Annotated in this window: 12 protein-coding genes and 1 pseudogene; 3 read left to right on the top strand and 10 right to left on the bottom strand. The window is 41.4% G+C overall.

Annotation, left to right across the window (positions count from 1 at the left end; genetic code table 11):
• Positions 1-229 precede the first annotated feature (229 nt).
• A complete protein-coding gene (gene bla / locus AC0VZ9_RS03320) occupies positions 230-1,171 on the bottom strand; it encodes a class A beta-lactamase (RefSeq protein ID WP_009335384.1) in 942 nt (313 codons plus the stop codon).
• A gap of 247 nt (positions 1,172-1,418) precedes the next feature.
• On the opposite strand from bla, the gene AC0VZ9_RS03315 reads away from it, so the two are divergent.
• The gene (locus tag AC0VZ9_RS03315; RefSeq protein WP_475397012.1) at positions 1,419-3,200 is read left to right on the top strand and encodes a BlaR1 family beta-lactam sensor/signal transducer; all 1,782 of its coding nucleotides are present in this window, start codon (positions 1,419-1,421) and stop codon (positions 3,198-3,200) included.
• Between the two features lie 34 nt (positions 3,201-3,234).
• Positions 3,235-3,621, top strand: coding sequence for a penicillinase repressor BlaI (gene blaI / locus AC0VZ9_RS03310; protein ID WP_009335386.1), 387 nt, complete (start codon positions 3,235-3,237; stop codon positions 3,619-3,621).
• 274 nt (positions 3,622-3,895) lie between these two features.
• On the opposite strand, the gene AC0VZ9_RS03305 is transcribed toward blaI, so the two are convergent.
• The 4 genes and pseudogenes from AC0VZ9_RS03305 to AC0VZ9_RS03290 all read right to left on the bottom strand — a co-directional run bounded on the left by AC0VZ9_RS03305 (position 3,896) and on the right by AC0VZ9_RS03290 (position 7,158).
• Positions 3,896-4,054 (bottom strand): hypothetical protein, encoded by a 159-nt coding sequence (locus AC0VZ9_RS03305; RefSeq protein WP_009335387.1) that lies wholly within the window; start codon positions 4,052-4,054, stop codon positions 3,896-3,898.
• Positions 4,055-4,298: 244 nt separating this feature from the next.
• Positions 4,299-4,859: pseudogene (locus AC0VZ9_RS03300) on the bottom strand (sugar O-acetyltransferase).
• Positions 4,860-4,880: 21 nt separating this feature from the next.
• On the bottom strand, positions 4,881-6,107 hold the full coding sequence (locus AC0VZ9_RS03295; RefSeq protein WP_009335389.1) for an MFS transporter: 1,227 nt from the start codon (positions 6,105-6,107) through the stop codon (positions 4,881-4,883).
• Positions 6,108-6,120: 13 nt separating this feature from the next.
• Positions 6,121-7,158 carry an ROK family transcriptional regulator gene (locus AC0VZ9_RS03290; RefSeq protein ID WP_009335390.1) on the bottom strand — a complete coding sequence of 346 codons (1,038 nt, stop codon included), beginning with the start codon at positions 7,156-7,158 and terminating at the stop codon, positions 6,121-6,123.
• Positions 7,159-7,472: 314 nt separating this feature from the next.
• Between AC0VZ9_RS03290 and AC0VZ9_RS03285 the strand changes: the two genes are divergently transcribed.
• Entirely contained in the window at positions 7,473-7,988 is a 516-nt protein-coding gene (locus tag AC0VZ9_RS03285) for a hypothetical protein (protein WP_009335391.1), read from the top strand.
• Between the two features lie 297 nt (positions 7,989-8,285).
• On the opposite strand, the gene AC0VZ9_RS03280 is transcribed toward AC0VZ9_RS03285, so the two are convergent.
• The 5 genes from AC0VZ9_RS03280 to AC0VZ9_RS03260 form a co-directional block, all read right to left on the bottom strand.
• On the bottom strand, positions 8,286-9,215 hold the full coding sequence (locus AC0VZ9_RS03280; RefSeq protein WP_475397491.1) for a bifunctional helix-turn-helix transcriptional regulator/GNAT family N-acetyltransferase: 930 nt from the start codon (positions 9,213-9,215) through the stop codon (positions 8,286-8,288).
• 166 nt (positions 9,216-9,381) lie between these two features.
• Positions 9,382-9,591 (bottom strand): hypothetical protein, encoded by a 210-nt coding sequence (locus AC0VZ9_RS03275; protein ID WP_009335393.1) that lies wholly within the window; start codon positions 9,589-9,591, stop codon positions 9,382-9,384.
• A 156-nt stretch (positions 9,592-9,747) separates the two neighbouring features.
• The gene (locus AC0VZ9_RS03270) at positions 9,748-10,455 is read right to left on the bottom strand and encodes a DNA alkylation repair protein (protein ID WP_475397011.1); all 708 of its coding nucleotides are present in this window, start codon (positions 10,453-10,455) and stop codon (positions 9,748-9,750) included.
• 49 nt (positions 10,456-10,504) lie between these two features.
• Positions 10,505-11,200 (bottom strand): Type 1 glutamine amidotransferase-like domain-containing protein, encoded by a 696-nt coding sequence (locus AC0VZ9_RS03265; protein WP_256814880.1) that lies wholly within the window; start codon positions 11,198-11,200, stop codon positions 10,505-10,507.
• Between the two features lie 118 nt (positions 11,201-11,318).
• Positions 11,319-12,563, bottom strand: a complete 1,245-nt coding sequence (locus AC0VZ9_RS03260) for an MFS transporter (protein WP_071157358.1) — start codon at positions 12,561-12,563, stop codon at positions 11,319-11,321.
• Between the last annotated feature and the right edge of the window lie 287 nt (positions 12,564-12,850).

The following is a 12,850-nucleotide window of genomic DNA, read 5'->3' as shown; positions in this document are numbered from 1 at the left end:
CATGAAGATACTCCTCCCCCATAACTCTTTCCACTCAAGGACTTTCCATTCATCTAGTTTAAGTCCCGCTGTTGAAACAGTAGAACTCCTCCGATAGTGCCCCCATCATATTTATCAATTCGGATATGTTCTAAATCGAAACTATCAATTTCATGTCTATTTTTCTCAGATTTCGAATATAAAAACTGGCGGGAGGAGGAAAACATAATCTTTGTCCTTCCCCAGTCATTCAAGCTTCATCATCCAAAGCCTTTATTGCCATCTCCGCAGCCTCTGCAATCAGAGCGTTATCATATTCGGCATCCTTTGAATCCCGGCTGGAAAGGATCGTCATGATAATCGGCTCCCTGTTCGGCGGCCAGACAATCGCAATGTCATTACGTGTTCCGAAGCCTGCTGCACCGCTCTTATCAGCTACTTCCCAGCCGCTTGGCACACCAGCACGGATTAATGGATCCCCAGTAACGTTACCCCGCATCCACTCGGTTAAAATGTTCCGCTTTTCTTCAGACAGAAAATGGCCAATTAAAACTTTCTGAAGGCTTGCTGCAAGTGCTTCAGGTGTACTTGTATCCCGAATGTCCCCTGGCTCTGCCTCGTTCAAATCCGTCTCGAACCGCTCAGGCTTTGTAACAGTATCCCCCATTTCTTTCAAAGCTGCTTCGAATCCTTCAGGCCCTCCTAATTCCTCTAAAATTAAGTTGCCTGCTGTATTGTCGCTAAACCGGATTGCCGCTTCACAGAGTTCCCTTAAAGTCATGCCAGTCTTTACATGCTTTTCTGTAACAGGAGAATATGTCACCAGGTCATCACTTGTGTATGTAATGATTTCATTCATTTCCTCCAGTGATTTTCTCTGCAGCAATATTGCAGCTGCCAGCGGCTTGAATGTAGATGCGTAGGCAAATCTCTCATTAGACCTGTAAGTAATTGTCTTTTTCGTTCCTGTGTCATATGCATACACACCAAGCCGTGCGTCAAATTCCTTCTCCAGCTTTTTGAATTTTTGTTTTGTATTTACAGAAGTTTCTTTGGAGTTTTCTGCCGCACTGACATCTGATTGATAACTGCCATTTGCACAGCCAGTCAGGGCAAGAAGCAGAACCAAACTGACTAGCCGGACTGCTTTTAACCTATTCTTACTAAAAACAGAATGATATTGTTTCCTCATAATATTATTACCTCTCTCCATAAAAATTTTAAGCTTTTTACTTTTAAACAACACATAGAGACTACAAGTGTAATATAATACTACATTTGTAATCTTGTTTTGTCAACCGCTAGAAACCCATGATATTATGGTGTTTCACAAGATCACCATGATTTGATAAAGTAAAAATAGAATGCTAGCAGGATTGGTATTCATTTTATCCAGGGAATTAAAACTAGATGTAAAATTTTAGAAGGAAGGTCTGAGGATGATTACAAGCTCACAGTTCTTATCTGTTTTTTTGGAATGTCTGCTGGTGTCTTCTTTTACAATCGGAGTCGTTCTTCTGTTAAAAAGACTTTTAAAGAAACATTTAACAGCCCAAGCTCACTATAATCTTTGGTTTCTAGTATTGCTTGCTCTGCCACTTCCTCTTATTCCATTACAATTGATGCCATTTGCAGATTCATTATCCTTTTGGAATAGCAATAGCAGCCTTCCATCCCAAACTGCGCCATCTGCAGAGGTTCCTTTAAGGCAAAATAATTGGATGGAGGACATAACCGTCTCGGTGGAACGCTATGATTTAACATTATTAAATAATGCTTTATTCTTTATTTGGATTTCAGGAGTGGCTATTTTAACTGTATTTACGCTGCTCGCAATGCTTAAGATCAGTAAAATAAAGAAACACACAAACAGCCTGAGAAATAACGGGCTTTTATCATTATTCGAGGACTGCAAACACAAACTGAAGATTACTGGATGTATTATTGTCGGAGAGTCATCTCTCGTTAAAACCCCAATGACGTTTGGCCTTTTAAAGACTTATGTGGTGCTTCCCCGCCATTTTGACGAGTGGCTTTCTGAAAAGGATATAGAATATATCTTTTTACATGAACTGAGCCACTATAAAAATAAAGATTTTGCAGTCAATTATTTTATGGTGATTCTTCAAGTTTTATATTGGTTTAATCCTCTAGTTTGGCTTGCTTTTAGGAGAATGAGGCTGGATCGCGAAATCGCCTGTGATGCTAAGGTTTTAAATTCTTTGGATGAGAAGGCTTATATGGAGTATGGAAACAGCATTATTCATTTTGCCCATAATGCCTCAAGGGCAGTGACTGTCGATTTGGCAAACCATTTAAACGGGTCAAAGAAACAGATCAAAACGAGAATCGAAAAAATTGCCTGTTTTAAACCGGAATCAAAACTGCTGAGATGGAAAAGTGCGGCAGTACTCCTTTTTGCGGGGATATTTATTGCAGGCCAAGCTCCATTTATCTCTGTAATGGCTCATGAAAATAGCAGCTATAAATTTAAGGATGATAACATTATTTATGAGGATTTAGGCAATTATTTTGCAGGGTTTGATGGAAGCTTTGTGTTGTATGATAAAGAAGCAGACCAATATCTAATTCATAATCGGAATAAAAGCACATTAAGGGTTTCACCAAATTCCACTTATAAGATTTATAGTGCTCTGCTTGGTTTAGAATCAGGCACCATAACGGCTGAAAACTCGTCGGCCAAATGGAACGGACTTAAGTATCCTATTGATTCCTGGAATGCGGATCAGGATTTAACTTCTGCAATAAGAAATTCTGTTACATGGTATTTTCAATCGTTAGACCAGCAGGTGCAGCCCGGTACGATTCAAACCTTCTTAGACCGAATCAAGTACGGGAATCGTGATCTAACTGGTGGAATAGACGAATATTGGCTGGAATCGACCCTTAAAATTTCTCCAGTGGAACAAGTTCAGCTGCTTAAAAAATTTTATGCAAATCAATTTGGATTTAAAGAAAAGAATATCCAAACAGTGAAGGATTCCATTAAACTAGAGAGAAAAGAGGGAGCCCTCCTTTCAGGAAAAACAGGTACAGGTACTGTAAATGGAAAAAACATCAATGGATGGTTCATTGGATATGTTGAGTCAGGGCAGGACACATACTTTTTTGCAACGAATATACAGAATGAAGATGACTCTAATGGAAGTAAAGCAGCTGAAATTACATTATCCATTTTGAAGCAGAAAGGCATTTATTAATTGCTTCATCTCATTAAAGAAGGAGGGCGGTAATATGACTGATAGGATTCCCAGCATCTCAGAATCCGAGTGGGAAGTCATGACTGTTCTTTGGCACGGCGCACCCAAAACGGCTAATGAAGTCATTCTATCCTTACAAGAGAGTACAGACTGGAAGCCCAAAACAATCCGTACTCTTCTGGATAGGCTTGTACATAAGAATGTAGTCGGCGTAAATAAAAACCAGAGAATCTATACCTTTTTCCCGCTCTATTCACAGGATGAATGCCAGCGGGCTGAAGCTCAATCCTTTATCAAGCGAATCTATGGCGGAACGGTGAAATCCATGCTAGTCCAATTCATCCAGGAAGACTCCCTGTCTGATGAGGAAATTAACGAACTGCGGACGATTTTGGCAAAGAAACAAGAGAAGGATCAATAACCTACATGCGTGGCCCTCTACAACGGCTGGGGTTTTTAGCTTCTGCTATCCTTGCTGGAGCCTAAATACCTGTTACCGGATTACCTTAACAATAATACTAAAAAAGAAGAAGAGCATTGTGCAAATCCATTGCTCTCCTTCTTCTTTATACTTTGTAATTCATGCTTACTATTTCATTCGGTCTTTACCTGTTCACTTTGTATGTTTATTGCTAAATCGCAGCCTTCCTTTTGAATGCCTGTTTCAGATCAATCCCAAACACTAGGCCATTACCCTATAACTCTCCACAATTGGGCGGTGTATCCTTTTCCCCCTCAGCGAAATCACAGCCTTCAGCAACTGATTCAAGTCCGTATTCAGTATTGCTTATTTCATATAAATCCTGAGCATTTTTTTGGATATTCCCGAGCTGCTTTTCTTTCTTTTCTCTCATGTCTTTCCTCCAATGTTTTTATTTAAAAGTTTTATCTTAGATGAGCAATATTATTCGTGTTGAGGAGATTCATGGGAGCAGCACTTCTAATGAGCAATAACGCCATATTCATGCAAAAACCACTGTAGTTAAGAATTAACGGAAGCTTGAAAAATAAAGTCAGTTTCCCTGCACCTTGAAACATAAGAAAAGCCAATTCCGCAATGGGAATTGGCTTTTCTTTTTATTGATGCTTTAGGAGAATTCAAAGCTCAATTTGTTTAATTATCTTAGCTGGATTTCCGCCAACTACTACATTATCAGGCACATCTTTCGTAACAACTGCACCTGAAGCGATAACAACATTGTCCCCAATTGTTACACCTGGATTGATTACGGCACTTCCGCCAATCCATACATTGTTTCCAAACATGATCGGCTTTGCGTATTATCTGCCTGAATTGCGATCAGCAGGATGAAGCGGGTGTGTTGCCGTATAAATTTGCACTCCGGGTGCAAGCATGCAATTATCTCCAAAACGAACTTCACTGACATCTAAAATAGTGCAGTCGAAGTTCGCGAAAAAGTTTTCTCCTACATGCGTATTATAACCGTAATCAAATCTGATATTTGGCTCCATATAAACGTTTTTCCCGGTTGAACCGAGCAGTTCCTTTAATAATTTTGTCCTTTTTTCTCCTTCAGTCTCCAGAGTTTGATTATAAATTCTGACCTTTCCCCTTGCTTCTTCGCGCTCCTTTAGTAATACCGGATCAGCAGGATCATACATTTCTCCAGCCAGCATTTTCTCTTTTTCTGTTTTCATTTTAATGGCCTACTTTCAAATTTATCTATTTGTGCTAAAGGTAACATCCTCAGAGCTATTAATCTCTTTCTTATTCAGCAGGCGGTTCAGTTTTTCAGAACTTAAGAACATTGCTGCAGCAAGAAGAACAATACATAACGGGAAAATCCCAATTGTTGAATGAGAGGCAATGAAGCCTAGAACAGGCGGCAGAAAGGTACTGCCTGTATATGCAACAGCCATTTGATAACCCATGATGGTCTGGGAATGCTTCTTCCCAAAACGCGCTGGCGTTTCGTGCAGCATACACGGAAAGATTGGTGCCAATCCTAATCCAACCAAAACAAAACCTGCAAGCGCGAAAACGGATGTAAATGGCAGGAAAAGAAGGATGGCACCAGCAAGTGCAAGAATTTGCCCCATCCGAATGAGAGTACCATTATTCACTTTAAACGTAATGAAACCAGTAATAAATCTGCCAATTGTAATGCCTGCGAAATAAAAGGAAACCCATTGGGCAGCCTCCGCTGCCGGCAGGCCCTTCATACTTACCAGAAAGCTGCTTCCCCAGAGCCCAATCGTGGCTTCTGCCCCGCAATAAAACAAGAAGGATAATAAAGCTAATTTAACTCCTCTGATTTGGAGCGGTTTTACAATTTCAGCATGATCCACTCTTTCTCCTGATTCCTCCGCCTCTCCAACTAAAGCTTTATTATTTTTCTTTCCTTTATTCCATAAAGGCAAAGTCAGCAAAAGGATGATTGCCAGCACAAATTGTATTCCTGCAATGGCAAAATACCCATTGCTCCAGGAGTTCCCCCCTGCAATATACTGGGCCATGATGATCGGGCCAATGGTGGCTCCGACTCCCCAGAAACTGTGCAGCCAGCTCATATGATGTGCTTTATAATGCGCAGCAACATAATCGTTTAATCCTGCATCAATTGCACCTGCCCCCAATCCGAGAGGTATGGCACATAGAAATAGCCAATAAACCGATGGAGCAAAATAAAAGCCAAGTAACGCGGCAGCAGTCATTAACGTACTGAAAAAAGATACCTTCCCAGTTCCAAACCGTTTGAGTATTCTTCCGCTAACTAAGCTCGAGATGATTGTACCGCCAGCTATTGTCATAAAAAGCCATCCGGCAGTCTCCAGCGGGGCGCCTAAGTCTGCCTGCATGACAGGCCATGCCGCCCCTAACACTGAATCCGGAAGACCCAGACTAATAAAAGCCAAATATATGATCACCAAAAGGATTGTTGCCATGCTTCAGCCTCACCTATTTTCTGATATATTTTTCAGGCGACTCAAGCATAAGCGCCAGCCCCAGACTCTGCAATCCGTATAAATAGTCCTGTTTCCAATCACTTATTGCCAGAATGGGCAGATGTTCTGCCGGGATGTATTCTGAGCTTGCTGCTGCAATTTTTTCTACCAGGGTCTCTTCCACTTCATCTTTGCAGAAGATGAACGTATGAGGATTAATGATAGCCGTAATTGAGGCTACTAATCTGCTGATAGCATCAACCTGATTATCTCTGGATATCAGCACCTCTTTATGACTGAATCCATTTTCCAAGGCTTCGCGGAAGTTTCGGTCATCATATTGAGGAACAAATGAAACTTCCCCGGCAAAAAAAGTGTTTCCCCGCACAACATCCCCGTTGATCATAAATCCCGCACCAGGACCATTTTGACCGGAATATAAATACACAAGGGATTGATGATCTTTTATCCCATTAGAATGGTGATATCCAAGAACAGCAGCATTCATGTCGTTCTCTACAACAACTGGCCTCGAAAAGAGATTCTCAAAATATCCTTTAATATCGAAGTCTTGAAACTGTTCATAGCCGGGTATATAAAAGATCCGCCCATTCTTAACGGAACCCGGCACCCCAATGGCAAGCGACCGGATTGCTTGTTTATCTGCCAATAATTTTTCAATCGAGCCCGTTAATAAATTCAGCCCGCCGTCAGTCAATACACTTTGAAGGGTTCCTTGTTCCTTCACTTCTCCCGCACAATTAAAAATGGCATAATTCGTCTCTGTCTTCTCTAAGAAAATTGCCAGGCCCAGCATATAGTCAGGATTGTATGTATATCTTTTCGCTCTTCTCCCTCCGCTGGATTCATCCAGTCCCGACGACAGAATTTCCCCATCCTTCTCCATCTGTGAAAGGAACTTGCTTATCGTCGGAAAACTGATTCCCAATTTATCACTTAGTTCAACTTTGGTTGCACTTCCCAGGTCTAAAAGCGATCTGCGAATACCAGAAAGGATGCCCAGGCTTAAAGCTTTTGGAGCAGTCTTCATTATTCTCACCACCTGCAAATCATACTTATTAAACAGATATAAAAAGTATTCAATAATAAACTTATTAAAGATCTTTAATAAGTTTATTATTGGAAATATATCATTAAAATTAACCGAAAACAACCTTCCCTTTATCAGAGAAGTAATTTTTCAGCAGACTGTCTTTACAAGGTTCCTCGTTGAGCTTGAATACTAATTTTTTTTACCTTTCTAGGCGCCCCTGAGAGTCAAGGAGAAAGCTATTCCTTCCAATATATTACTCCCGACTATATAATAATACTAAGAACGAATCTATTAAAGGAGCAGATTCAGGCATGCAAAAACTTACCCTGGCTGAAGCAGTAAAATTAAAAAGTGTTCTGGCTAAACGAATTCACGAGTTAGAAGAAGAAATGGACCGTGTAGCATTTGCCGATATTGAAAAAGGCAGCAAGCTTCCTGAAATGCCAAGATCGCTTGGTATGGTGGAAAAAGAGATGGATGAAGTCCGTAAAGACATGAGACTGCTGGATAAGCTTGTATATAAAGCCAATATTGAAAATGACATCACCTTTAACAATGAATCATTGCCAATCGTAGAAGCAATTGAGCTTGCCACCCAATATCGGGCAAAGGCCCGCAAATTCAAGGAATATGGCACAGCAGCCAGAGAGGAATTCCTTTATACAGTGTCGGAAAACGTGTCGATGGTGAAAATGGCGCTATTTGATCCGGAGCAGTACCGATTAAAGGGCCTGGAAGCCGAACGCCAGGCGAATCGTCTGTCCAACTTAATCAATAACAAGAATTATTTGATAGAATTAGAGTTTGACAGCGAAAAGTATTTCTAGACCTTGAAGTGGTGAGACTCTGCTTCAAGGCATAGAAGGAACACCCTCCTATTGTGTACAAAGGTACCTTGTAATGGCAATGGCAAACCGATTATCCATGACCCATTACAACTTCATCCGTAACCAATAACCAACCATGGCTACTGGAGGCCGACGGCCATTCATCCGTAATCCCGGTTCCTTCTATGAGCCTCCATTCAATTTGAATGGAGGCTTTTTATTAATCCAATGACCTGAGGGGGACACAATTTCTCTGAAAGATCAGCAAAAGGGACAGTGTACCTGTCCCCGTGTCCCTTAAAGCAGCAGTTCCCACGTTTCTCCAACTAATTCGTGCCCAAAGCTATGATGTTTTTCCTCCTTAACAAGCTGAAATCCCTTTTTCCGATAGATATGCCGCGCTTCTTTAAGAACACTGTTTGTCCATAGAACGAGTTTCTTATATCCTGCTTGTTTGGAAAAGTTTATGCATTCTTCAACCATTTGTGAACCAAGGCCCATTCCTCTCGCCTTTGGGTCTACTATTAATAGACGAAGCTTAGCCGTATCCTCACTTCCTTCTACAACAAAAATAGAACCCACTATTTCTCCGTTCATTTCGGCAATCCAGCAGCGTTCCCGCTTAGGATTATAGTTGATTATAAAATCTGCTGCAATTTTAGATACAAGAGCTTCAAATCTCTCATCCCATCCATATTCTTGTGAATACAAAAGACCATGCTTGTGTACAACCCACCCCATATCACCAGGTTCATGCTGACGAAGAAAATACGGGCCTGAAAATTTTAGGCTTTCATTCTTGCTGATCAGTCCTTCAACGGTTTTCATAGCGTTAATTAATTGCTGCTGTTCAATTTCCGATAATTTCCCAAGAAGATCCGCTATTTCATTGTATGAACGTTCATTTAGTTTAGAGAAAGCTTTTTCTCCCTCTGGCGTAAGCTTTAAAATGCGCTGCCTGGCATCTTTAGCAGAACGTTCTTTCTTTATAAGGCCTTTCTCTTCAAATCGGGCTAATATTCGACTTAAATAGCCTGCATCTAAACCCAGCTCTTGAGTTAAATTTGATGCTGCAGGGTCCTCGTTAGTGGCGATTTCAAACAGGATTCTGGATTCTGTCAGTGAATAGGGGCTATGCAGTAACCCTTCCCGCAAAGCTCCTATTTGTCTGGTCATAAAACGGTTAAAATGGCGAACAGCACTGATTCTTTCCTCAAACGGGATCATGGACAAAGAAATCACTCCTCAGAATATAGTTGCCTTTGTCAAATATAATAATTAATTTATTTGCTTCAGTCAACTTCTTTCCGGAACAAAGAGGAAGCTTGTTAAAAGAAAAAGCGCCAATTTCTTTAAATTGAAATCGGCACTTCGTTTATTTCCTTATATTCGTTTAGCGTGATGCTTTAGGCGGCTGGCACACATCACATTTACGCTGGTGATTATTTTTAAATTTCGTAAATGTTTTTTCAAACTCACTGCCGCATGCACATTTAAAAAGCAGTTTTTGAGAAAAACCATGATATTCCGTCGATAACAGCTTACTATCTGAATTTTTCTCAACAAATTCATTAATTTTACTGATTGTCCATCGTTTATTCATACTACACACCTCCATATTTAATCACTAGGCGGAGGCTTTTCTGGGCATCCGTTCCACCATGAGCACTACTCATAATTCCTAAGTTCCTCATTATAACATGGTCTGGGGACAAAGGAACAGGTTCATTGCCCCATCCATTCCAGTATCACTGATTGTTTAACATCTTACATATTTTCGTTTAAAGCCAAGCTTCCCTCTATCTACTTCCTTCTGGATATTTTCTGAGGCGTGCAGGAAACTGCTTTTTTTCTTGTCCCGCTTCATTTCAACCGGCCCGATGGCTTTTGCTGTCTCAACTGCTTTTTCATGGAGCGGCAAATAGGAAACACCCACTGTATAGACAAAATTATTCATGGCGGATTTTGTACGCTCCGGAGAATCGTGGATGGTGTCTTTCACTTTATCAAGCATTTTGGCCAGTTTCTCTTCGGAAAATTCAGCGTCCGGACGATTCCCCAAAAGCCAGCAGTAGCAGCTCCAGCCCCCTGACATCCGCAGCTCTTCCCCGCTTTCGATCCATTTATCGGCAACAGGCTGTGCAATATCTGCTTCAGCTAATGTAACGGCCACCACATAGTCGGACAGCATATAAAAATATGCATCATCCATCCAGCGGTCAAAATCCGCTTCGGTCATGGCTTCTGGATCTGCAATGATGCCTGCAAAGTACATGGCATCGTAGTTCCCTGTAGCGTATAGCTCCTCTGCCAAAGGCTGATTTCTTTTAATTTTTTTGGCGATTGGCTTCATTGCACCTGTTGCCACTCCAAAAAGCGGCTCGTGCGCGCCGTTTGATATGTACATTTTCTTGGTCCGTTCCTTGCTGAGAGCTTCGAGCTCCTGCATAACCGTTTGTAAATCCATCTTTAAGCACTTCCTTCCATTTTAATAATGTTAACTTCACTTGTGCGCCTCAAGACCCCAAGTATTCTGTTTTCAGTTCAATCTCTTTTACTTCTTTATCGTAATAGACCTTATAGGCCCTGGCGTTGGGTCTTGAGCTTACGATTCGGCTGACCTCTTCCTCAATAAAGTGGATAGCCACTCCATCATCCGCTGCAATTCCAGGCTTTATTTTATCAGAAGCCAAAAGCTCATGATAGGCAGGCCTTCTTTCCGCTTCCCCATCGTAATGAGGGCAATTGCTTCCTTTTAAGAAGCCCAGGCATGTTAAGGGCTCCAGTTTATCGCCATATGAATCCGAAACCCCTTCTTCAAACCAGCAAATGGATCCTGCGCTGATGCCCGCTAATACAATCCCTTGGCCCCATGCCTTTCTTAAAATCTTATCTAGTCCCCATTCTTTCCATAAAGCCAATAAATTCTTCGTATTTCCGCCTCCAACATAGATGATATCTTTATCCAGTATAAACCCCTCTATATCTCTTGTTGGCGGCTTAAATAAAGATAAGTGGGACGGCTGGCACTTCTGATTTTCAAAAAAGTCATAAAACCACTTGATGCAAATGTCGGAATCTCCTGTAGCCGTAGGAATATAACAGATTTTAGGATTTTCTTTTCCTGACTGCCGCAAAATATATTCATCTAATAATGGATTCTCCGGTTCCATAGAGAATCCCCCGCCTCCAAGAGCGATTATTTGTCTCATATTCCAGCTCCCCCCAAACATGTTTAGTATAAATATTCTCCTTCATGACTGACGTTCCTTGTTCAACTAACTAAAAAAATGGAGCTGCCCATATGACAGCTCCATTATAAAAGATATCTTACGATTCACTCAGCGCTGGCTTCCCCGCTTCAAGAAGCACCTGATCCCGCCCTAATATGAATGCTAATAGGATAATGAATGCCCCTGTTCCAGCAAGAAGCCATTCGACGGCAATGATATCTGCAATTGGTCCAAATATCAGCATGCCGATCGGCATCATGGAGGTGGAGATCATCCCCATGACTCCAAACACCCTGCCTAAATAGTTCTCTTCAATTTTTTCCTGCAGCATGACAGTAGTTGGCGTGTTGAATATTGGCATCGCCACACCGAACAAGGCCATGAACACTAAATAGATCCAGAAGACCGGGACAATGCCAAGCGCCAAAGTGCATATTCCCATGATGAGACTGGCGAGGGTCATCGTTTTAATTTTATTTGGATAGCCTCCCCAGGAAGCAATGATTCCTCCGCCAATCATCATGCCGACTGAAAAAGCAATTTCAATGGCTGTCAGCTTCCATACATCTCCGCCAAAGGTGCGGGTAACCTGCAGCGGCGTCAAAAAGGCGGCAGGCGCCATCAGCACGAAGAAGACAGCAAAGAACAGGAAGAACTTTTTCAGAAATGGATTGCTGTTTACATATTGCAGACCTTCTTTAAAGTCGCTGAAGTAGCTCGTAGTCTGTTTGGCCGTGGCCTTTTCGTGCACAGCAATTTTGACAAAAGTCATCAGTGTAACAATGGCAATCGCTGCTGTGATGACATCGATGAAAAAGATGATTTCAAGTGATGACATTGCCAGCAGAGCAGCACTGACCATTGGCGAGACAAACATGATAACGGCTTGAATGCTTCCGTTTGCTCCGTTTACCTTTGTGAGCTTATCCTTCGGGACAATCTGAGGCAGAATCGCCCCGACAGCAGGAGTCTGAATCCCTGTTCCAAGGGCACGGATCGCTGCCATGACAAATAGAAGCCAAATGGATTCATAACCCATAAAAAAGAGGATAGCGAGAATCAGAGTTGAAAAGGCAATAAGACCATCTGCTAAAATAATCAGCATTTTCCGGTTATACCGGTCTGCCCAGACACCCGCGACCGGTGATAAAAAGAAGGTCGGAATAAAACCGCATATGATGTAGAGCGTCATCATCAAACCAGATTCTGTCGTTAAGGTAATATGCCACATAATGGCGTATTGAACAAGGGACGATCCAAACAGCGAGATCGTCTGACTGCTTAAAAAGAGAATAATATTCTTAAGCCAATTCTCCTGCAGATTAGGATTTTTTGTACTCATTGTCTAATCACTCATTTCTATATTAGTTAATAAAAACAAGCTTTGCCTATATTCAGTTGATTAATCCGCTCTATACATTCTATTTCTAAAGACAGCAAAAAAGAGGAGAAATTCATCTCCTCTTTAAAAATAACCGTTAAATTTAGGTTTCCTTAAATAGACAGACCAATCCCGTCGCTCTGAACATAGGCAGAGCCTTCAAACGTATTCAATTAACGATTGAAAAGCGGGTTTCTTAATCTCATTGATGCTGTCAACAGGAAAACCTCCATTTCATTTTAATTATA

The organism is Cytobacillus sp. QJM3NY_8 (assembly GCF_056173585.1).
Note: the sequence above shows the minus strand (reverse complement) of the source record. Positions and strands in the feature narration are given on the sequence as shown.

Bases quoted from the DNA above. Each gene is read 5' to 3' on its own strand.
- AC0VZ9_RS03285 (WP_009335391.1), top strand. From the start codon at position 7,473: ATGCAAAAACTTACCCTGGCTGAAGCAGTAAAATTAAAAAGTGTTCTG.
- AC0VZ9_RS03260 (WP_071157358.1), bottom strand. From the start codon at position 12,563: ATGAGTACAAAAAATCCTAATCTGCAGGAGAATTGGCTTAAGAATATT.
- AC0VZ9_RS03265 (WP_256814880.1), bottom strand. From the start codon at position 11,200: ATGAGACAAATAATCGCTCTTGGAGGCGGGGGATTCTCTATGGAACCG.
- AC0VZ9_RS03270 (WP_475397011.1), bottom strand. From the start codon at position 10,455: ATGGATTTACAAACGGTTATGCAGGAGCTCGAAGCTCTCAGCAAGGAA.
- AC0VZ9_RS03280 (WP_475397491.1), bottom strand. From the start codon at position 9,215: ATGATCCCGTTTGAGGAAAGAATCAGTGCTGTTCGCCATTTTAACCGT.
- AC0VZ9_RS03305 (WP_009335387.1), bottom strand. From the start codon at position 4,054: ATGAGAGAAAAGAAAGAAAAGCAGCTCGGGAATATCCAAAAAAATGCT.
- blaI (WP_009335386.1), top strand. From the start codon at position 3,235: ATGACTGATAGGATTCCCAGCATCTCAGAATCCGAGTGGGAAGTCATG.
- bla (WP_009335384.1), bottom strand. From the start codon at position 1,171: ATGAGGAAACAATATCATTCTGTTTTTAGTAAGAATAGGTTAAAAGCA.
- AC0VZ9_RS03315 (WP_475397012.1), top strand. From the start codon at position 1,419: ATGATTACAAGCTCACAGTTCTTATCTGTTTTTTTGGAATGTCTGCTG.
- AC0VZ9_RS03295 (WP_009335389.1), bottom strand. From the start codon at position 6,107: ATGGCAACAATCCTTTTGGTGATCATATATTTGGCTTTTATTAGTCTG.
- AC0VZ9_RS03290 (WP_009335390.1), bottom strand. From the start codon at position 7,158: ATGAAGACTGCTCCAAAAGCTTTAAGCCTGGGCATCCTTTCTGGTATT.
- AC0VZ9_RS03275 (WP_009335393.1), bottom strand. From the start codon at position 9,591: ATGAATAAACGATGGACAATCAGTAAAATTAATGAATTTGTTGAGAAA.